Annotated in this window: 21 protein-coding genes, 1 tRNA gene, 2 rRNA genes, 1 other RNA gene, 1 riboswitch and 1 other annotated feature; of the genes, 5 read left to right on the top strand and 20 right to left on the bottom strand. The window is 35.7% G+C overall.

The window, feature by feature from the left end; all coding sequences use genetic code 11:
- The 8 genes from QQZ16_RS18430 to tadA form a co-directional block, all read right to left on the bottom strand.
- Positions 1 to 92 (bottom strand): 16S ribosomal RNA (locus tag QQZ16_RS18430); the annotation flags it as partial.
- Positions 93 to 615: 523 nt separating this feature from the next.
- Complete coding sequence (locus QQZ16_RS18425) at positions 616 to 879, bottom strand: pro-sigmaK processing inhibitor BofA family protein (RefSeq protein ID WP_031539269.1); 264 nt, start codon at positions 877 to 879, stop codon at positions 616 to 618.
- A 231-nt stretch (positions 880 to 1110) separates the two neighbouring features.
- On the bottom strand, positions 1111 to 1329 hold the full coding sequence (locus QQZ16_RS18420; protein ID WP_048718501.1) for a YaaL family protein: 219 nt from the start codon (positions 1327 to 1329) through the stop codon (positions 1111 to 1113).
- Positions 1330 to 1346: 17 nt separating this feature from the next.
- Positions 1347 to 1943 carry a recombination mediator RecR gene (gene recR, locus QQZ16_RS18415; RefSeq protein ID WP_016205308.1) on the bottom strand — a complete coding sequence of 199 codons (597 nt, stop codon included), beginning with the start codon at positions 1941 to 1943 and terminating at the stop codon, positions 1347 to 1349.
- An 11-nt stretch (positions 1944 to 1954) separates the two neighbouring features.
- Positions 1955 to 2275 carry a YbaB/EbfC family nucleoid-associated protein gene (locus QQZ16_RS18410; protein WP_031539265.1) on the bottom strand — a complete coding sequence of 107 codons (321 nt, stop codon included), beginning with the start codon at positions 2273 to 2275 and terminating at the stop codon, positions 1955 to 1957.
- Positions 2276 to 2351: 76 nt separating this feature from the next.
- Positions 2352 to 4055, bottom strand: coding sequence for a DNA polymerase III subunit gamma/tau (gene dnaX / locus QQZ16_RS18405; protein ID WP_235252516.1), 1704 nt, complete (start codon positions 4053 to 4055; stop codon positions 2352 to 2354).
- Positions 4056 to 4271: 216 nt separating this feature from the next.
- An RNA gene (gene ffs, locus QQZ16_RS18400) (signal recognition particle sRNA large type) lies at positions 4272 to 4536 on the bottom strand.
- Positions 4537 to 4621: 85 nt separating this feature from the next.
- On the bottom strand, positions 4622 to 5134 hold the full coding sequence (tadA, locus tag QQZ16_RS18395) for a tRNA adenosine(34) deaminase TadA (RefSeq protein WP_031539263.1): 513 nt from the start codon (positions 5132 to 5134) through the stop codon (positions 4622 to 4624).
- A 199-nt stretch (positions 5135 to 5333) separates the two neighbouring features.
- Between tadA and QQZ16_RS18390 the strand changes: the two genes are divergently transcribed.
- Positions 5334 to 5897 carry an isochorismatase family cysteine hydrolase gene (locus QQZ16_RS18390; RefSeq protein WP_235252514.1) on the top strand — a complete coding sequence of 188 codons (564 nt, stop codon included), beginning with the start codon at positions 5334 to 5336 and terminating at the stop codon, positions 5895 to 5897.
- A 35-nt stretch (positions 5898 to 5932) separates the two neighbouring features.
- Complete coding sequence (locus QQZ16_RS18385) at positions 5933 to 7219, top strand: glycoside hydrolase family 18 protein (RefSeq protein ID WP_284561639.1); 1287 nt, start codon at positions 5933 to 5935, stop codon at positions 7217 to 7219.
- 53 nt (positions 7220 to 7272) lie between these two features.
- Here QQZ16_RS18385 and QQZ16_RS18380 read toward each other — a convergent pair whose 3' ends face one another.
- The 5 genes from QQZ16_RS18380 to QQZ16_RS18360 are packed head-to-tail and all read right to left on the bottom strand — an operon-like array spanning position 7273 to position 10975.
- The gene (locus tag QQZ16_RS18380; protein WP_109769387.1) at positions 7273 to 8280 is read right to left on the bottom strand and encodes a ThiF family adenylyltransferase; all 1008 of its coding nucleotides are present in this window, start codon (positions 8278 to 8280) and stop codon (positions 7273 to 7275) included.
- On the bottom strand, positions 8277 to 9044 hold the full coding sequence (locus QQZ16_RS18375; protein ID WP_031539259.1) for a thiazole synthase: 768 nt from the start codon (positions 9042 to 9044) through the stop codon (positions 8277 to 8279). Before QQZ16_RS18375 ends, QQZ16_RS18380 begins: the two co-directional genes overlap by 4 nt.
- 2 nt (positions 9045 to 9046) lie before the next feature.
- Positions 9047 to 9250, bottom strand: coding sequence for a sulfur carrier protein ThiS (gene thiS, locus QQZ16_RS18370; RefSeq protein ID WP_031539258.1), 204 nt, complete (start codon positions 9248 to 9250; stop codon positions 9047 to 9049).
- On the bottom strand, positions 9247 to 10374 hold the full coding sequence (thiO, locus tag QQZ16_RS18365; protein ID WP_284561638.1) for a glycine oxidase ThiO: 1128 nt from the start codon (positions 10372 to 10374) through the stop codon (positions 9247 to 9249). Before thiO ends, thiS begins: the two co-directional genes overlap by 4 nt.
- Positions 10355 to 10975, bottom strand: a complete 621-nt coding sequence (locus QQZ16_RS18360) for a thiamine phosphate synthase (protein WP_284561637.1) — start codon at positions 10973 to 10975, stop codon at positions 10355 to 10357. Before QQZ16_RS18360 ends, thiO begins: the two co-directional genes overlap by 20 nt.
- 116 nt (positions 10976 to 11091) lie before the next feature.
- A riboswitch (TPP riboswitch) is annotated at positions 11092 to 11202 on the bottom strand.
- Between the two features lie 325 nt (positions 11203 to 11527).
- Here QQZ16_RS18360 and QQZ16_RS18355 point away from each other — a divergent pair.
- Complete coding sequence (locus tag QQZ16_RS18355) at positions 11528 to 12187, top strand: deoxynucleoside kinase (RefSeq protein WP_284561636.1); 660 nt, start codon at positions 11528 to 11530, stop codon at positions 12185 to 12187.
- Complete coding sequence (locus QQZ16_RS18350) at positions 12165 to 12836, top strand: deoxynucleoside kinase (protein ID WP_284561635.1); 672 nt, start codon at positions 12165 to 12167, stop codon at positions 12834 to 12836. The genes QQZ16_RS18355 and QQZ16_RS18350 overlap by 23 nt, the downstream gene beginning before the upstream one ends.
- Positions 12837 to 13132: 296 nt before the next feature.
- Here QQZ16_RS18350 and QQZ16_RS18345 read toward each other — a convergent pair.
- From QQZ16_RS18345 to guaB, 6 genes are all read right to left on the bottom strand, one after another.
- Positions 13133 to 13225: transfer RNA gene (locus tag QQZ16_RS18345), tRNA-Ser, on the bottom strand.
- A 204-nt stretch (positions 13226 to 13429) separates the two neighbouring features.
- Positions 13430 to 14710, bottom strand: coding sequence for a serine--tRNA ligase (gene serS / locus QQZ16_RS18340; protein ID WP_284561634.1), 1281 nt, complete (start codon positions 14708 to 14710; stop codon positions 13430 to 13432).
- Between the two features lie 111 nt (positions 14711 to 14821).
- Positions 14822 to 15045, bottom strand: a binding site (T-box leader).
- 51 nt (positions 15046 to 15096) lie between these two features.
- Positions 15097 to 15702, bottom strand: coding sequence for a pyridoxal 5'-phosphate synthase glutaminase subunit PdxT (pdxT, locus tag QQZ16_RS18335; protein WP_396953905.1), 606 nt, complete (start codon positions 15700 to 15702; stop codon positions 15097 to 15099).
- A gap of 1 nt (position 15703) precedes the next feature.
- Positions 15704 to 16585, bottom strand: coding sequence for a pyridoxal 5'-phosphate synthase lyase subunit PdxS (gene pdxS, locus QQZ16_RS18330; RefSeq protein ID WP_048718496.1), 882 nt, complete (start codon positions 16583 to 16585; stop codon positions 15704 to 15706).
- A gap of 194 nt (positions 16586 to 16779) precedes the next feature.
- A complete protein-coding gene (locus QQZ16_RS18325; RefSeq protein ID WP_284561633.1) occupies positions 16780 to 18111 on the bottom strand; it encodes a D-alanyl-D-alanine carboxypeptidase family protein in 1332 nt (443 codons plus the stop codon).
- Between the two features lie 169 nt (positions 18112 to 18280).
- On the bottom strand, positions 18281 to 19747 hold the full coding sequence (gene guaB / locus QQZ16_RS18320) for an IMP dehydrogenase (RefSeq protein ID WP_048718493.1): 1467 nt from the start codon (positions 19745 to 19747) through the stop codon (positions 18281 to 18283).
- A gap of 114 nt (positions 19748 to 19861) precedes the next feature.
- Here guaB and QQZ16_RS18315 point away from each other — a divergent pair, with 114 nt between their 5' ends.
- Positions 19862 to 20821: a YaaC family protein gene (locus tag QQZ16_RS18315; protein WP_031539246.1), complete on the top strand. Its 960-nt coding sequence runs from the start codon at positions 19862 to 19864 to the stop codon at positions 20819 to 20821.
- Positions 20822 to 20949: 128 nt separating this feature from the next.
- Here the strand turns inward: QQZ16_RS18315 and rrf are convergent.
- Positions 20950 to 21067 (bottom strand): 5S ribosomal RNA (gene rrf / locus QQZ16_RS18310).
- Between the last annotated feature and the right edge of the window lie 2 nt (positions 21068 to 21069).

The raw sequence follows: 21069 nt of genomic DNA, 5'->3' as shown, positions 1-21069 counted from the left end.
CTTTAAAAGCAAGCTTTTAAAGTCCGCTCGACTTGCATGTATTAGGCACGCCGCCAGCGTTCGTCCTGAGCCAGGATCAAACTCTCCAATAAAGAGTTGATTAGCTCATTGCTAAACTCTAGCTTTTGTTACTTGTTTTCATCCTATAACATTAGTTATAAAACGATTATTGTTGACGTTTGTTTGTTCAGTTTTCAAAGAACAATTTGTTTGTTGCTATCAGAAGCAACTTTTATATAATATCATAATCAATTTTTGAAGTCAACCACTTTTTCAAAAAGTAATTTCCAGCGATTAACCTAATCAATCTGACGACTTTTTATATATTATCATCCTTACTTAATGAAGTCAACCCTTTTTTCTTCATTTTTATCGTAATCTGTAAATGATTAAATAATGGATAATGTTCCTTAATAAAAGATGAGAGTCTTACTTCATTTCCAAATGTGATAAAAATCAATTACAATTAAGTATCGTCTACTAAATGAATAAACCACCTTCCCCCCTAACTATTATAAAACTCACAAAAAAAGATTATCTATCTTTTCTTCAAAGGTTTATTCATTCCCTTTGAGTAGTATAGATAATCTCTATCAAATTATAGTAAATATACCTTTAAATAATGTACAATTGAATTGCTACTAACGCTGCTACACCTGGAATTCCTAATATCCCTGACACAGTTGAAGTCGCAAAATTTATCGGCACATGTATACCATATTGATTACCAACCGTATTTAGGAAAAATAAAAATAATGCACCTATCATAATTTTAATAATACCTTGTCCAATCATTCTAAGCGGCTTTATTGGTGTTCCAACTACTAGCAACAAAATAATTAAACCGATAACAATAGATATAATAACAACCGGGCTCACTATCCATCCTCCCTCACTATGCTTGTATTTATAATTATGTCTACTTTCTATAAATAAGACCTAGAAGGGACAACTTTTCCTATGAATTATAAGACTATATCCAATACTTTTTATTATTTAAACAAAAGATTACTTTGTTCCATTATGCTCTAATCTCCAATAATAATGGAAAAGAATAAAAAACAAAAAAGAACAGACCGAGCAAAAATAAGTTTTCACTCGGTCTGTTTATTATTTTAATAAGTTTATTTTTCTTTGTTTTGCTTCTTTAAATAGGAAAAAGTATTTTGCTTCTGACAGTTTAGCAGCGCTAATTACTTCATCGGAAGGATCAAAACTTTTATCTAATAGACTCTTATCATTTAACCATTCTTTCTTTAAATGATTAAATTGGACTAATAGCTTTTCATCGAAATCCTTCCTTAACTTCCCTTTTCTTTGAAAGAACATCACTAGCCCTCCTGTTCTTACACTTCTCTTCTACCTTCTAATGCTTTAGATAGTGTAACCTCATCTGCGTATTCTAAATCGCCACCTACTGGTAAACCATGGGCAATTCTTGTGATTTTAATTCCTGACGGTTTAAGAAGACGTGAGATATACATGGCTGTTGCTTCTCCCTCTATATTCGGATTGGTTGCCATAATAACCTCTTGCGCTTCATCATCTTGCAATCTTTTTATTAAAGAAGGTACATTAATATCTTCTGGTCCTATACCATCCATCGGAGAAATAGCACCATGAAGCACATGATAAAGTCCGTTATATTCTTTCATCTTTTCCATCGCAATTACATCTTTAGGATCTTGAACTACACATATAATACTTCGGTCTCTTCTGCTATCTTCACATATATAACATGGATCTTGGTCTGTTATATGCCCACAAACAGAGCAATAAGTAAGGTTTCTTTTTGCATTAACAAGTGCCTTTGCGAAATCTAATACTGTATCTTCTTTCATATTTAATACAAAAAAAGCCAGTCTTGAGGCCGTTTTAGGCCCGATGCCTGGCAATTTCATAAAGCTGTCAATCAGCTTTGATATAGGTTCAGGATAATGCATAATCTCCCTCCTTAAAACATTCCAGGAAGATTTAATCCTTTTGTAAACTGACCCATAGTAGAGTTAGTAAGTTCATCCGCTTTTTTTAATGCATCATTTGTTGCTGCTAGAACTAGATCTTGCAACATTTCTACATCTTCTGGATCGACAACCTCTTCCTTAATAATGACATCAAGAATTTCTTTATGACCTGATACAACTACAGTTACCATTCCGCCCCCTGCTGTTCCTTCAATTTTCTCCTCACCAAGTTGCTCTTGAGCTTCAGCCATTTTCTTTTGCATTTTTTGCATTTGCTTCATCATATTTTGCATATTTCCCATTCCACGCATTTATCATTACCTCCAGTTTATAGTTTCCATTGGTTTATCTACATATTATGTACATATATAACCAATAGGTTCAAAATTAATCCTTCACTTCTAATAATTCTTCACCAAATAATTTTATTGCTTCCGAGACAACAGGATTATCTTGACGTATTTCTTCGTCTTCCTCATCAGACTCTGCATGATGAGAACTATTTAGAAAGTCTTCCCTTATAGTGAGCCATTGTTCTTCCGGTACTCCTAATAAATTATACCTTGTACCTGTAAGCTGATACAAAGAATTAGTAATCGTCTCTATAAATTTACCATTATCTAATGCCATTTGACAGTGGATTTCATATTTAAACTTAATAATCAAAGAGTCAGATGATGCAGCAACTGGTTCTGCTTCATTCAATAACGCTGCCTGTGATCTCATTTGATTTTGGACTAGCGTATTTAGCATTGCTCCCCAATTACTTTTTACTTTTTGTAGTTCTTGCTTCGTTGCATTTTTTAGAGTCTCCGTTATTTTACCTAATGGAGCTTGGAATCCTTTTCTATTCGTTCTAGCTTTTTTCTGTATTGTCTGTGTTTCCACTGCTACAGATACTCCATTTTGCTTGAGGTTCGAAACTTCTTGTTCTAAAGAAGTTATCTTATCAAGTAAAGATTGTATTTCTGGGATACTCACATGTGCTTGTCCAGATGAAGTCGCCGTCTCTAGCTGGCACAGATTCACAATCGCCACTTCTAAAAAGATTCTAGGATGATTGGTCCAGCGCATATCTTGCTGCGTTTTATTTAATACGCGAATAAGCTCATAAATTTGTTCATGTGTATACGTTTCTGCAAGATCTTTGAAATCATCATCTAACAAAACTCGCTCTAATGATTCTTCTAAGCGAGGCGCTGTTTTATATAGCAGCATATCTCGATAAAAAAAGATAAAATCTTCAATAAATCGATTAGAGTCTTTTCCTGCAAGAAGTAATTCATCTAATGATTGAAGACCTCTTACAGTGTCTCCATCTAAAATAGCTTTAGATAAAGTATTTAAAAAGTTTTGGGAAACAGCTCCAGTTACGGTAAGAGCATCTTCGACTGTAACTACTTCATTGCTATAAGAAATAGCTTGATCTAGCAAACTTAACGCATCACGCATTCCACCATCTGCCGCTCTTGCAATCATTTGCAATGCTTTTTCCTCACAGGAGATTGCTGACTCATCCATAATCAATCTCATTCGATTGACAATCGCTTGCGATGTAATCCGTCTAAAATCAAATCGCTGACATCTTGAAATAATCGTTAAAGGAATTTTGTGAGGTTCAGTAGTGGCCAAAATAAAGATTACATGTTTAGGGGGTTCCTCCAATGTTTTCAAAAGAGCATTAAATGCTCCAATTGATAGCATATGCACTTCATCGATAATATAAACTTTATAAGGTACAGAGCTAGGAGCAAATTTAACCTTATCTCTTATATCCCTTATTTCTTCTACTCCATTGTTAGAAGCAGCATCTATTTCGATTACATCTGGTATAGTACCATCTGTAATGCCCCTACACGCATCGCACTCATTACAAGGTTCACCAATTGGTGCTCTCTCACAGTTAACAGCCTTTGCTAATATTTTTGCTGCACTTGTTTTCCCTGTTCCCCTTGGTCCAGAGAACAAGTAAGCGTGAGATATTTTTTGTTGAAGAAGGGCATTTTGCAATGTCTTTGTTACGTGTTCCTGCCCTACTACATCTATAAACTGCTGAGGACGCCAAACCCGATATAAAGCTTGATAGTTCATAGTACCCTCCATTTTTTATTCATACAATTATTATAGCTTATCCATGTATATTTTTACATCCATAATAGCATACATAAAGGCATCTAAATAGCTTCCCTTTAAAAAGAAAAACCACGGCACCTCTTTCTATTTAAGTAAAAACTGCTCATTTATTCGTTTTCATCTTACAAAAAAACTCATCCTAGTGGATGAGTTTTGTATGTATAAATTAAGCTGCCGTGCACCTTTCATCGACTGGCACCCATAAGCGTTACTTAAGTAGTTAGCTCGGTCCAGGTAACCCTGCGGCACATGGGGGTGTCCACTTAATGCTGCTTCCTTCCGGACCTGACATGGTTCATGGATTCCCATTGCGCAGGACCCGGACGTCAACACCACTTACTTAAGGCAGACCCTACAGGATACCAGCCTCAGAAAGGAATTCAGCCTCGCTAGAGCGGATTGCGAGTACAGGGCACCGCTACCTCCCCGCTTAGCACGACAAAATTGATACCGAATATTAGGTGTCCTTAAGACACACTCTTAGTATACTGATAATGAAAGGAAAAATCAACATAAAGCATTTGTTAATTATTGTAAAGATCATTTTTACTTGTCTTTTGTCTTTTTTCTTCCTTCCTACGATTTCTAATTTCCTGAAAAAAAGAAGTTAATAACTGTCCGCATTCTTGGTCTAATATACCAGAAGCCACTTCACTCTGATGATTAAACCGACTATCTTGAAGTAAATTCATAAAGGTACCAGCACAACCTCCCTTTGGATCAGCAGCTCCATAAACTACTCGAGGAATACGTGACAGTAGAATAGCGCCAGAACACATCGCACATGGCTCAAGAGTAACATAAAGTGTTGCTTCTTCTAACCTCCACGTACCTAATACTTTACAAGCTTTTTCAATGGCGAGTAATTCTGCATGGGCAACAGCAGATTGATCTGTTTCTCTTAAGTTATGTGCTCTTGCTATTACCTCCCCCCTATAGACAACAACCGCTCCAATAGGCACCTCTCCAATTTCTGCCGCTTTCTGTGCTTCCTCTATCGCTATTTTCATAAATAATTGATCTTGTTTTTCTTCCATTCTTACAGCCCACCTATATAAAAACACAAAATTTGTTATGAAATTTCTTCTTTGATTTAAACTAAGTAAACTAGATAATTAATCACAACCATTCCACTTTAGCCAAACGAGAGAAAGTTGTTGGATGGACTGATTGATTTTTCTTTACAACTAGAACCAATGCTTCATTCTACCATTTTACATAGAAAAGGAGAACCGTATGGAATCATCTGAAACAGCTCTCTTAATTATTGATATGATTAATGACTTTAATTTTGAGCATGGAAATATTTTAGCAGAAAAGGCATTAAAAATTGCAGATCAAATCCAATTACTAAAGAAACAATGTGAAAAAGAAAATATTCCAATCATCTATATCAATGATCACTATAATTTATGGCAAGCAGAATTGAACAAAGTAATAGAGTATTGTAAAAATGAAAAAAGCGAATCTGTTATTGGCAAAATAAAGCCAACTGACAAAGATTATTTTTTAATAAAACCAAGACATTCTGCTTTTTATGGGACAGCCTTACATACATTACTTACCCAGTTGCAAGTAAAAAAGCTTATCCTTAGCGGAATTGCTGGCAATATTTGCGTGTTATTTACTGCAAATGACGCCTATATGCGAGAATATCCACTTCTTATCCCAGATAATTGTATTGCTTCTGTTGACGATGAAGATAATCACTATGCTATTCGAATGATGAAAAATGTTATGCGTGCAAAAATATTTACATTCAAAGAAAACACGAGCATTTCTCCTCTTTCTTCCTCATAAGCTGTAATAATGTATCCTTATCAGGAGGGAAGAATATGCAAATTCATGTTGTCAGCAATAATCAAACCTTAACAGGCATTGCAGCTGCATACGGTACTACCGTTAATGATTTGGTAGAAGCGAACGACCTGCCAAATCCGGATCGATTAACAATAGGGCAAGCACTTGTCATTCCCATCATCGGCAGCTTTTATTGGGTACAGCCAGGAGACAGTCTCTGGTCTATCGCTCAAAGATTCCGATTAAATTATGAACAATTAGCCACTATTAATTCCATTCCTGTGAACCAATCTTTACAAGTCGGCTTACGTTTATACATTCCAGATCGTCCAAAAAGACCAGTTGATACTAATGCATATGTGGAACCAAGAGGAACATCTGTTGCCCCTAAATTAGAGGCAAGCGCGCGAGAAGCCTCTCCCTATTTAACCTATCTCGCTCCTTTTAGTTTTCAAGCATTACGGGATGGAAGCTTAAAAGAACCGCTCCTCAATAATTTTCCTAGCATTGCCCAAAGAAATAGAAATGTACTCATGATGGTCATTACGAACCAGGAGAACGATCAATTTAGTGATGAATTAGGAAGAATCCTATTAAATGATGAAACCATCCAAAATAACTTTATCAATAATATAGTTGCGACCGCTAAAAAATACGGATTTAAAGATATCCATTTTGATTTTGAATATTTAAGACCAGTTGATCGGGAAGCCTATAACTCCTTCCTGCGTAAAGCCAAAAATCGTTTTTCACAAGAAGGCTGGCTATTATCTACTGCTTTGGCTCCTAAAACAAGTGCCGATCAAAAAGGAAAATGGTACGAAGGACATGATTACAAAGCCCACGGAGAAATTGTTGATTTTGTTGTCATCATGACATATGAATGGGGTTATAGTGGCGGACCTGCTATGGCTGTTTCTCCTATTGGGCCCGTAAGAGAGGTACTCGAATATGCAATCACCGAAATTCCCTCTTCTAAAATTATGATGGGGCAAAATCTTTATGGATATGATTGGACACTGCCATTCGTTGAAGGATCCATTGCAAAAGCACTTAGTCCTCAAGCAGCAATACAGCTTGCAGCTGATAATAATGTCGCTATTCTTTATGATCAGAAAGCACAGGCTCCTTATTTTAAATACACAGATAGTGCAGGGAAATTACATGAAGTATGGTTTGAGGACGCCCGCTCCATTCAAGCTAAGTTCAATTTAATTAAAGAATTAAATTTAAGAGGAATCAGCTATTGGAAATTAGGGTTGCCATTTCCTCAAAATTGGCTTTTAATAGTAGATAATTTCCAAGTAACAAAAAGAACTTAAATACAAAAGGAAAGGTCTCTTTTTCAATCAGACCTTTCCTTTTTATGCATCTTCTAACCAATTAATTTTGTATATATCGACTTTGCCATACTAACCTCTGAGGTTCCATGAATAATAGCACGACCATCCTTAAATAGGATAACTCGATAACCATCATAATGAAAAGAAACTAAATAGGGATTTGCAATTAAGTTTTCCACCAGAGATTTCCACCGTTGCGAGAGCCCATATAAATCCAATTCCTTAAAAATAGGCGGACGAATATGAACCGCATCTCTCCCACACAGTACAGCCGCTTTCGTTTGTTTTTGCGCTGATAAATACGGAAAGTCGGCATCGTCCCCACAAGAAGGACAGCTGTTATTTCTTAATGCCGCAACATTCACTTCCGCATATTCCATTTTCCAAATATCAAAAGAACGAAGGACTGGCCATACTGTTTTACCTGCAAGAATCTGCATTGCTTGTGATACTTGCATGGCAGCAACCCACTGAACGATAGGACTAATAACACCCGCCGTATCACATGTAATTTGTTGAGAAGGAAGCTTTTCAATTAAACAATGGAGACAAGGAGCATGTTCTCCAATAACTGGATAAGAAAGCCCATAGCTCCCAACACAAGCTCCAAATAGAAAAGGAATATGATGCTTAATCGCAGCATCATTTATCACCATTCTTGTTTCAAAATTATCCGTTCCATCCATTAAAATAGATGCACCACGAATAAATTTTTCCACCGTATGATAGTTAATATCCTCTACAATCGACTCAATAAGTGTATGACTGTTAATTTCCTTTAGTCTTTTTTCTGCAGCAATTGCTTTAGGAAGCTTTTTCGCCGCATCCTCTTCTGTATATAACTGCTGTCTTTGCAGATTACTTTGTTCCACGTAATCACGATCAATAATGGTGAGTTTTCCTATTCCCGCTCTAACTAGCATCTCAGACACTGCCGATCCTAAAGCTCCAGCTCCTAAAATAACAGCGTGACTATTTTCAATTTTCATTTGCCCATCTTTTCCAATAAATAATGCTTGTTTCAAAAAGCGACTAGTCAAGATGTAATCATCCCTGTCAAAGGACTACTTGCGACTCCATAATTTTTCTCTTCTATTCTTCCTGCTTCGTATCCTAATCGTCCTGCTTCGATCGCTAGCTTCATGGCATATGCCATTGTAACTGGGTCTTTCGCATTGGAAACTGCCGTATTCAAAAGCACCCCATCTGCTCCAAGCTCCATAGCATATGCTGCATCCTTTGGAGAACCGATTCCTGCGTCTACAATAACAGGAATCGCGCTTTGTTCAATAATAAATTGTAAATTTAATGGGTTGATAATTCCTTTTCCAGACCCAATTGGCGAAGCGCCAGGCATAATGGCATGTACCCCTAACTGTTCTAGCCGTCTAGCAAGCACTACATCATCAGAAGTATAAGGCAATACAATAAATCCTTCTTCTAACAACTGCTCAGAAGCCTTTAACGTTTCTACAGGATCTGGCAGCAGCGATTTATCACACCCAATTACTTCAACTTTAATCATGTCACATAATCCAGATGCTTTTGCAAGCTTAGCGATTCTTACCGCTTCCTCAGCTGTTTTTGCGCCTGCTGTATTAGGAAGGAGCGTATATCTTTTTAAATCTAATTGCTCTAAAAAGTTCGGCTGTGATTCTTCAAATATATTCATCCTCCGTACAGCAAAGGTTAGAATCTCACTTTGTGATACTTCTACAGCCTTTTTTTGCACCTCAAGTGACGGATATTTCCCTGTTCCAAGTAATAAACGAGACTGAAACGTGCGATTAGCTATTGTTAACATGTTTACCCTCCTCCAACAAAATGAATTAATTCGACTTTGTCTTTTTCTTTTAATAAATGAGCTTGATAGTGCTCTTTTCGTAAAATATTTTTATTTATCTCCACAATCACAATACGATTATTTAATGCAAATAAATGCAATAAATCTTCCACTGTAACTACATTCTCCGGCAGCTGCTGTTCCTTCCCATTCAATTGGATGATCAATTACTTAATTCCTCCCTATGCATAAAATCATGACGCTCCACTTTAAATGCATCTACCCACCGTTTCTCTACAGGTGAACCAATCATTAAATCACGAATCATCTTCCCTGTAGCTGGTGCTAATAATATGCCATTTCGCTGATGCCCTGTTGCAAAATATAAGCCTTTCATCTCTGGATGCTCGCCTATAAATGGATATCCGTCATAAGTTTGTGGTCTAAGTCCCGCCCATGCCCGCTTCCATTTCATCTTTCCAACTTCCGGTATCATTCTTTTTGCTTTTTTTATCACTTCTTGCAGTCCATCAAGGGAAGGATCTTCAGTCCAATCATTCCATTTTTTCGTCGCACCAATAACAAGCTCATTATTATTTCTAGGTACAATATAAAATTGGTCATGAAATACAGAATAATGTAACGGAGCTCCATCATTTAACGCGGCCACACATTCGCCCTTTACTGGAATAATTTCATGAGGTAATCCTAATTGCTGAAAAAAGTAATTACTCCACACTCCACTCGCAACGACAACATTATCTGTTAAAAAGGTCCCTTGCGACGTTTTCAGCACATATCCCATTCCATTCTTTTCCACTCTTAATACACGGGTATATTCATAAATTTCGGCTCCTAATAGCTTAGCTCCTTTACTTAGACCATTACATGCTATTAATGGGGTAATATGTACATCCTCTTTTAAATAAGCTGCTCCTACAATATCTGCTGCTAGCTGAGGTACTTTTTCTCTTGCTTCTGTGCAATCCAACCATTCCACTGACGATAAGGAAAGAATAGATTCCAGGTCTCTCTTTTCTTCCTCTGAATAAGCAAGCTTCAATAATCCACCATTTTTCTTTTCAAAATCAATAGTTGTTAGTTCTTTTATCTCTTCATAAAGTTCCTTATATAAAAGCTGGCTACTTCTTGCAAATGGATAGAGCTGCATAAATTCTTTATACTCGGAGTGAGCACCTAGCATTCCAGCTGCAGCACTTGTTGATTTTCCGCCCATTTGCTGCGCTTCGAAAATAGCTACCTTTCTCTTCTCTTTTGCCAAATAGTAAGCGATAGAACTACCGATAATTCCACCACCAATAATTGCAACATCAAACTTCTTCGTTTCCAAGCTCTTCACATCTTTCTCTCATACTTTTCACTACCTTTAATGGATGAGATGATGAAAAAATAGCAGACATAATAGCCACTCCATCCACACCAAAACTCGCTAGTTCTTCTATTTGATTCTCCGTAATTCCCCCTATAGCATACAGTGGAATAGATATATTTCTTTTTATTTCAGAGATAGAGGACAACACAATAGGAGGCTTTCCTTTTTTACTATTCGTAGGATAGCAATGGCCGTATATGACATAATCTGCAATCTCTTTATCTGCTAGAATTGCTTCTTCTTTGCTATGAACAGATACACCTATATACATTTTTGGAAACCTTGTTTTCACATCATTAACAGACACTCCACTTGTCGGTAAATGGACATTTTTTAACGAATGCAATAGCGCAATATCAAGACGATCATTAACAATTATTTTCCTTGCAGGTACCCCTTCCTTAAGCAAATAATCACATAGCCTATAAATTTCTTTTGGACTTTTGTCTTTCTCTCTAATTTGCAGATAATCCACATATGGATGAATTTCTAATAAAATTGATAAAAGCTTCTTTAAGGTATGTTTGTTATCTGTGACAGCCATTATCTTAATATTCATCACCCCAACTTATCATTTAGAAGGAAAAGTGGCTGAAAACACCAAAAACCACTTTTCCAATTATAGAAAAGTGGTTAATAAACTACGCCTAATGAAAAGTTCATTAGACACGCATATTTAAAGATACTCCACTTTCCTACGCAGGTACGAACCTGTTCAGGTTTTGAGGGTTTAAAAAGTAACTACTTTATTCTCAGCCCTTATCAAGGGATCCCCTAGTGATTCATTTATAAACTTTACCCATATACTACCATAAATCAAAAATTTAGCAATATAAAATTCAAAATTTTTTTACTCTTTTATCCCCTAACTAGAGTAATCATTCATTAACCAATAGTTCTATTTGAAATAGTCGTAATAATACTTCAGGAAAAAACATGCATATGTCCACATCACTCTTCATGTGTTAAAATGACTCTTGTACTATTTTTATTACCTACTAAAGGAAGCAATTGTTTGTATAGGCTTTACACGCAAAATAGTTGTTAGGCTAATCTACAAGCCTTTTAAAAATCTTTGCTCCTTAAAAATAAGAGAACAGGAGGGACAAGTGTGAATAGTATCCCTTTTATTACAGTAGAAGGACCTATTGGAGTTGGGAAAACTTCTTTAGCTAAATTACTCTCAGAGTACTTTCAATACGAGCTTCTAAAAGAAATTGTCGAAGAAAATCCTTTCCTCGGAAAATTTTATGAAAACATTGATGAATGGAGTTTTCAGACAGAAATGTTTTTCCTATGTAATCGATTTAAGCAGTTAAACGATACAAGAGACCATTATCTATCTAAAAATATTCCTGTAGTTGCAGATTATCATATATTAAAAAACCTTATTTTTGCTAAAAGATCTTTACAGGATAATGATTTACAGAAATATGTTCGTATATATGAGGTGTTAACAGAAGACTTACCGATGCCGAATATTATTATTTACTTACATGCCAGCTTGGATACAATAATGGCACGAATCAAAAAAAGAGATAGAGACATTGAAAAAAATATTAGTCCTCTTTATTTAGAACAGCTAGCTTCTGATTATGATATTGTCATGAATGACTTCAAAAAAAATAATCCACATATTCCTGTATTAGATTTCAATGGAGATACACTGGATTTTGTTCAAAATAAACAAGACTTAGTAAAAATTATTGACACAATAAAAGAAACTTTAAATATAGGAGCCTTTAAACATGAATCTACGAAAAAAATATAATATTCCTAGCAATTCCGTTATTACGATTGCAGGAACAGTTGGTGTTGGTAAATCAACGCTAACAAATGCACTAGCAGATGCTTTGCAATTTCGAACTTCCTTTGAGAAAGTGGATACAAATCCATATCTTGATAAATTTTATCATGACTTTAGTAGATGGAGTTTCCATCTGCAAGTATATTTTTTAGCAGAACGCTTTAAAGAACAAAAAAGAATCTTTGAATATGGCGGCGGATTTATTCAAGATCGTTCCATTTATGAAGACACAGGCATATTCGCGAAAATGCATTATGAAAAAGGAACAATGTCAGAAGTAGATTATGAAACATATACAAGTCTTTTTGATGCAATGGTGATGACACCTTATTTCCCACATCCAGATTTGTTAATATACCTTGAAGGATCTCTTGATGATATTTTACAGCGAATTGATCGAAGAGGTCGAGAAATGGAGAAGCAAACGCCGATTGATTATTGGAAAGAAATGCATGGAAGATACGAAAACTGGATTGAGTCTTTCTCTGCATGCCCAGTACTTCGTTTAAATATTAATGAATATGACGCTATCGCCGGAACACAGTCTATCGAACCAATTATTGAAAAGATAGGAACGATTCTTCAGCAAAAAAATTATAGCCATAAAGCATAAAAAGGACTTTCCTTAGTTTACAAATACAGTCAGCTTCATCTTGTTCGAAAGATTCGCTGACTGTATTCCAAAACAATAAGGAAAATCCTTTATATATATATAAGTTGTTTTCTAAAAGTTTGTTGCTATTTTCAATAGAAAAACGGATTCGCTCCATGGAAACTGAGGTGGATTCGAGTCGCAGATCTTTACAACAAACTTTACAAAATAGTCTATGTAAACAATAAAAACCTGCTACCGTAGTAGCAGGTCACATATATCTCCAAATATTATGCGCAATGTAAATTTAAAAATCATGGAGGAGGAAAGGGGATTCGAACCCCTGCGCGGTTTGACCCGCCTGTCGGTTTTCAAGACCGATCCCTTCAGCCGGACTTGGGTATTCCTCCATCAGACAAGTAATAATATATCATCTATTTATTATTAAGTCAACTATATTTTTCGTTTTTTTATTTTTTATTTTTTTTATCAAAAAACATATAAAAAATGCATTAATAATAGTATTCTTCTACACTAAATTAAGAATAGCTAACTTCTCGGAAGAGCTGCTCCCTTCCAAGAAGTCATATCCTTTTATCTATCTATTTATTACCTTACTCAGGAGAAATTACTTCTCTATTTCTCATATAAGGGCGAAGTACTTCAGGAATTACAACACTTCCATCTGCTTGCTGATAATTTTCTAGAATAGCTGCAACTGTTCTTCCAATCGCAAGGCCAGAACCATTTAATGTGTGCACATGGTCCGGTTTTCCTTTAGGCTCTCTGCGGAAGCGAATATTTGCTCTTCTCGCTTGGAAAGCCTCAAAATTACTACAAGAAGATATCTCACGGTATGTATTATAGCTTGGAATCCATACCTCCACATCATACTTTTTCGCCGCTGTAAAGCCCAAATCTCCTGTACACATACTCAAAACACGGTATGGTAATCCTAGAAGCTGCAATACTTTCTCTGCATTTCCTGTTAAAGACTCTAGCTCTTCATAAGAATCTTCTGGTTTCACAAACTTCACAAGCTCTACTTTATTAAATTGATGCTGTCTGATCAGACCTCTTGTATCTCTACCTGCAGATCCTGCTTCTGAACGGAAATTGGCGCTAAATGCTGCATATTTGATTGGAAGCTGGTCCCCATCAAGTATTTCATCTCTATGCAGGTTGGTTACAGGTACCTCTGAAGTTGGAATTAAGAAGTAGTCTTCTTTTTCTATTAAAAAAGCATCTTCTTCAAACTTAGGTAATTGTCCTGTACCTGTTAGACTTGCTCTATTCACTAGGAAAGGAGGAATAATCTCTTTATACCCATGTTCCTCTGTATGCAAATCAAGCATAAAATTAAATAATGCTCTTTCTAGTTTAGCCCCTAAACCTTTATAAAATACAAAACGACTTCCTGTTACTTTTGCTGCCCTTTCAAAATCTAGCAAATCTAAGTCAGTAGCAACATCCCAATGTGGCTTTGGTTCAAAATCAAATTTTCTAATTTCGCCCCATTTTCTAATTTCAATGTTATCATCTTCCGTATCCCCTACTGGAACACTCTCGTGAGGAAGATTCGGAATTCCTAGCATAATGGTTTGCAATTTTTCTTCCACATCACGTAGCTCATTATCATATTCTTTAATTTTTTCGCCAACTTCTCTCATTTCTACAATAAGAGCCTCTGCATCTTTTTTCTCTCTTTTTAAAACTGCTACTTGCTGTGATACTTCATTTCTTTTGCTTTTTAATTGTTCTGTTTCAACAATAAGCTCTCGACGTCTTACATCCAATGCTTCAAAATTTTCAAGCTCTGATAAATCTTCTCCTCGATGCTGTAATTGACTTTTCACAAAATCAAAATTAGCACGAACAAATTTAATATCTAACATCTCTTTATTCCTCCCATTTTTTTCTACATGCAATCTACTTCTTTTAGGTTAGACGCCCTCTGTTAGAAATTCTCAAGTTTCTTTTGGAAAACAAAAAACTCCCGTCCCCAAAAAAGGGACGAGAGTTACCCGCGTTGCCACCCTAGTTAAAAGCAAAAACTGCTTTTCACCTTAAAGATCATAACGGTTTTTAGCCGAAAACAATTACTAGCAATCATTGCGTTCCTTGTTTTTACTCTAGGATGGATTCACAAGCTTTATTCACCGATTCACACCAACCATCGGCTCTCTTTTAGAATAAGTAACCTGTTACTATTTCCTATCATAGTAGATTCCATATATTAATTGCATTTATCTTACTATAATTATTTCCGAAATTCAACAACTTATGCAAATAAGTGTTGCTTAGCTTCTATTGCCATATTTATAAAATAGCCAGTTAAACGATGATCTTCTGTTAATTCAGGATGGAAAGAACAACCTAAGAACTGTCCCTCTCTCGCTGCCACAATACGATCATTATGTTTAGCTAGCACTTCTACATTTTCCCCAACGCTCACGATATGTGGTGCACGAATAAATACAGCTGTAAAATCCTCTGCAACTCCTGCAATATCTAAGTTTGCTTCAAAGCTCTCCCTTTGTCTTCCAAAAGAATTACGCTCGACTTGCACATCCATAACACCAATATGAGGTTTATCATAGCCTTTAATGGATTTAGCTAATAAAATTAAACCCGCACATGTTCCAAATATCGGCTTCCCAGATTGAGCAAACGTTTGAAGTGCATCCATAAAGTCATATTTATCTATTAACCTTCGCATCGTTGTGCTTTCTCCACCAGGAATGATAAATCCATCAATTTCATCTAGCTGTTCTTTTTTCTTTATAATAATAGCCTCTGCATTATTCGCCTCAATAGCCTTCACATGTTCTCTTACAGCTCCCTGTAATCCAAGTACCCCTATTTTTATATTTGGCATGGTACTCATATTACCAACCACGCTCTTGCATACGTGCTTCTGGGCTTAAACTAGAAATTTCGATTCCTTTCATTGCTGTTCCAAGGTTTTTAGAAATTTCTGCAATTAGCTCATAATCTTGATAATGAGTAGTTGCTTCTACTATTGCTCTAGCAAATTTCGCAGGGTTGTCTGATTTAAATATACCAGATCCTACAAATACACCATCTGCGCCTAGTTGCATCATAAGAGCCGCATCAGCAGGTGTTGCAACACCACCAGCAGCAAAATTAACAACTGGCAGACGACCTAATCTTTTTATTTCTAAAAGAAGGTCATATGGTGCACCTAAAATCTTAGCTTCTGTCATTAATTCATCTTCGTTCATATGAACAACTTTACGTACCTGTGCATTTACTTTTCTTATATGACGGACTGCCTCCACAATATTTCCTGTTCCTGGCTCCCCTTTTGTACGAAGCATAGAAGCACCTTCACCGATACGTCTTGCAGCTTCTCCTAGATCACGACATCCACAAACAAATGGAACAGTATATTCATTTTTATTTAAATGGAACTCTTCGTCTGCTGGAGTTAACACTTCACTCTCATCAATATAGTCTACGCCCATAGCTTCGAGCACTCTTGCTTCGACAATATGGCCAATACGTGCCTTTGCCATTACAGGGATTGTTACTGCATTCATTACTTCCTCTACAATTGTAGGGTCAGCCATCCTAGCTACTCCGCCAGCTGCGCGAATATCTGAAGGAACTCGTTCAAGAGCCATTACTGCTACTGCTCCTGCTTCCTCTGCAATTTTGGCTTGTTCTGCATTAATAACATCCATGATTACTCCGCCCTTTTGCATTTCAGCCATTCCACGTTTTACTCTATCAGTACCAGTTTTCATTGTTTGCCCCCTGTAAAGTCTCAATTTTAACACAAAAATTATTGGAATCTTTAGAAGAAACTTATTATTCCCTAATGAAAATAAACAATAAAAAAGAGCTTCTGTCAATACAAGAAGCCCTTTTTCTTACAACTTCTAAAATGTATGCGATTTTCTAATAGATTATTGTCTTTTACTTTTTCACAAAGATTTAATTAGAACCAGCCTTTTACTGTATCAAAAACACTTCCCCATACATTTGAAAAGAATGAACCAACACCGCGCATAGCTAAAACAAACCAATTTGCTTTTTCAACTGTTTCGTTTGCTACTAGGTCTACTTGTACCTTTTCTTTTCCATCACTAGTTAAGAATGGCACTTCTTTTCCGTCTTTCGTTTGTACGGTTACATAACCAACTTTATCTCCTTTTTTAATTGGAGCAGTTAGTTCCCCATCATCATTTAATTTCTTTTCATCTAAAACAACTTTTGCTACATAATTTTCTTTTTCATTATTCTTGATTACTAAGTTAATAGCATCTTTAGTACCAATGCTTACTTTATCTTCTTTTCCTTTGGTTACATCCAATGTTTTATTTTTGGAATCGACATAATTTGCAGGAAGAATTTCTTCCGTAGTGAAATTGCCAAAAGCATAGTCTAGCACTTTTCTTGCTTCAGCAAAACGAGAATCCTTCGATTCACTTTTCATAATAACAACAATATAACGTTGATTCTCTTTTTTTGCTGTAGCAGTAACATTGAATTTTGCATAGTCTGTAGAACCTGTTTTTAATCCATCTACCCCTTCATATCCATAAATCAACGAAGGTATTAACCAGTTGAAGTTTTTATATTCTCTACCATCTCTAAACTTCAGACTTGGCATACCAGAAGTCTCTAAAATTTCCGGATAATCATGAATTAAACGGTAAGCTAATTTCGCAACTGCTTTAGCTGACATTTTATTTTCATCTTCACTGCTTCCTGCTGGAATATTTCCCAATAAATCACTATTGTTTAAACCAGAAGAGTTTACAAATTCAAAATCCTCTAAACCTAATTCCTCAGCCTTTTGATTCATTACACTAATATAATTTTTTTCTGTACCTGCAATTAATTCTGCCAATGCAACTGTCGCAGCATTCCCTGAATGAATGGCCATTGCTTGATACAATTCCTTAACTGTATATTCTTCCCCTTCAGTCAACCCTACATTTGATAACCCAGGTGCACCTGACAGTCTGTGAATATAATTATTTATTTTTACTTTTTGATTCCAAGAGATTTTCCCATTTTTTATTGACTCTAGAACAATATATTCTGTCATCATCTTTGACATAGAAGCGACTCCAAGAAGCTCGTCCGTATTTTTTTCATATAATATTTCTCCGGTATTCGCATCCACTAATATAGCTGCCCCTGCATCTAATCCAAGCTCATCATTTTCAGCAGCATTTGCTTGATATGGTAGAACTGTTGATAGTGTACTTAAGAATAGTACGGCAATGATGAAAGACACCGTCCACTTTTTTACTTGTTTCAATATTAAAACCTCCAAAACTATTTTATCTATTAATCTAGCTTTATTTTCTAAGTTAATTATTTCCCTTGTACAGTTTAACATAAAAAAAACAAAAAAAATAGACAGCGCTATTGATCACCGTCTATTGTAAATGAAGGAAAGTTTTATAACCAATCATTAATAATATATATTAAGAAAGGGAATAGTTTGGTGCTTCTTTCGTAATTTGAACATCATGTGGGTGACTTTCTCTTAAGCCAGCACCTGTCATTTTTACAAATTGAGCATTCTCTCTTAATTCATATAAATCCTTTGTACCACAGTAGCCCATACCAGAGCGAATTCCACCAACTAATTGATAGATCGTATCAGAAAGTGGCCCTTTATAAGGAAGGCGGCCTTCAATACCTTCAGGAACAAATTTTTTGTTATCCTCTTGGAAGTAACGATCTTTTGATCCTTTTTCCATCGCAGCAACTGAACCCATTCCTCTGTACACTTTAAATCTTCTTCCTTGGAAAATTTCTGTTTCTCCAGGACTTTCAGATACACCAGCTAGCAAGCTTCCTAACATAACTGCATGTCCACCAGCTGCTAATGCTTTGACGATATCACCAGAGTATTTAATTCCTCCGTCAGCAATAATTGATTTACCATGTTTTCTAGCTTCCGTAGCACAATCATAAACAGCCGTAATTTGAGGAACACCTACACCTGCAACTACCCGTGTTGTACAAATGGAACCTGGTCCGATACCAACTTTAACAATATCTGCTCCAGCTTCAATTAAAGATCTTGTTCCTTCAGCAGTAGCAACATTACCAGCGATAATTGTTATATCAGGGAATGCCCTTCTAATGTCTTTAATACCGTCTAAAACCCCTTGTGAGTGTCCATGTGCTGTATCAATTACCACTACATCCACATTGGATTTAACAAGCATTTCTACACGTTTTAATGCATCACTCGTTACTCCAACAGCTGCACCAACTAATAGTCTCCCTTGTGCATCTTTTGCTGAATGCGGGAATTCAATTACTTTTTCTATATCCTTAATTGTGATTAATCCCTTTAATACCCCATCATCATTAATTAAAGGCAATTTTTCAATCTTGTATCTTTGTAAGATTTTTTCTGCTTCTTCTAATGTAGTTCCTACTGGAGCCGTTACTAAATTCTCTTTTGTCATAACATCCGAAATTTTAATGGAAAAGTCCTCAATAAAACGAAGGTCTCGGTTAGTAAGAATCCCCACTAGTTTTTGCTCCTCGTTATTATTAACAATTGGCACACCAGAGATACGATATTTACCCATTAGATGCTCTGCATCAAATACTTGGTGTTCAGGAGTTAAAAAGAAAGGATCTGTGATTACACCACTTTCTGAGCGCTTTACTTTGTCTACCTGCTCTGCCTGTTGCTCAATAGACATATTTTTATGAATAATGCCCAATCCACCTTGTCTTGCAATAGCAATAGCCATTTCTGCTTCTGTTACAGTATCCATTCCTGCACTAATAAGCGGAATGTTTAAGTTAAGATTTTTCGCTAATTGTACCTTTAAGCTTACATCTCGAGGCAATACTTCCGATTTAGCTGGAATTAAAAGAACATCATCAAACGTTAATCCTTCTTTTGCAAATTTACTTTCCCACATTTTAACGCCTCCATATTGTTAAAAATATTATTAGTAGGTTATCAATTGGATAAAATACTGTCAAGGTCAGTTTAATATGTTTAATTTTTCAAAAAATTTAAGGAGAGTTAAAAAATGCCCAATTATTATAAAGACTGGAGCTCTTTTAGTTGTTTTTTTTCCGCAGAATACAGCCAAAATTTTCTAAAAAAATGTTATCGCGATCTATATATATCTGATTTGGAAACAAAAAGCTATCAAAACTGCTATCCTTTCATGTATTTTTTAGAACATGGAAAATTATATTACCAACAAGCCGAGACAGCTCCACTAAGTATTCAGCCGATTCTTTTATTTTACGGTCTCGTTCATTTAATAAAAGCATGCCTATTAACAGTGGATCCAAACTATCCAAATTCCACCTCTGTTTTAGCCCACGGTGTCTCAACTAGAAAACTAAAAAAGCAGCAGTATTTATTTTTTCAAGACGAAGTTAAAATACAAAAAAACGGATTATTTACTTTTATGGCTAAGAAAATGTTCTCCTATGATAATTTGGAAGGTGAAAAAGTAAAAATGGATTTTCTCTTTAATCAGGTCCCAGAATTATCTAGCTTATTTCAACAATTAGAAGGGAAGTCAACATTTTTACAAGTGAAATATCTTCCGCCTCTTATTACATTGCCAAAACATATTTTAGATTTATATCATTCAAACTGTAATCATTTTAAAAATCATCTTGAAAATTATTATGGCATACATTTAGAAGAAATAGAGGAAAATAGGAGTGAGCTGTTAATCAGACTTTCTGAACCTCTTCCTCATAATAATTTCATTAAATGGGATACGAAAGAGAAATCTTATGTTATTTCTTCTGATAAAGAAAGACCTTGTTTTTCAAATGAAATGTTATCCCACTACTTAATTTTGTATAACTTAAGTATGATTGCTAGATACGAGATTGAATGGTGGAGTGAATTATTAAAAACAATGCCGAATAAAGATTATCCATTTATTGAATCATTTTTATTAATTGCTGCTGAAAAAGGACCTCAATTAATTTATCAATTTTTAAATAATCGAGTAAGTACCTAGTCCACTGGGGATTGACTAGGTACGGTTCTTTTCTCACTTTGCTTTTTATATTTTTAAATTCCTATCACTTATTTACTTATACATATAAAAAACAAGCATCCACCAAAGAAGATGCTTGTTTTATTCGTGCCTGGCGACGTCCTACTCTCACAGGGGGAGAACCCCCAACTACCATCGGCGCTTTAGAAGCTTAACTTCCGTGTTCGGTATGGGAACGGGTGTGACCTTCTCGCTATCGCCACCAGACT

The organism is Bacillus sp. T2.9-1 (assembly GCF_950097965.1).
Classification (GTDB): Bacteria; Bacillota; Bacilli; order Bacillales; family Cytobacillaceae; genus Niallia; species Niallia hominis.
This window is presented reverse-complemented; position numbering and strand designations above follow the sequence as displayed.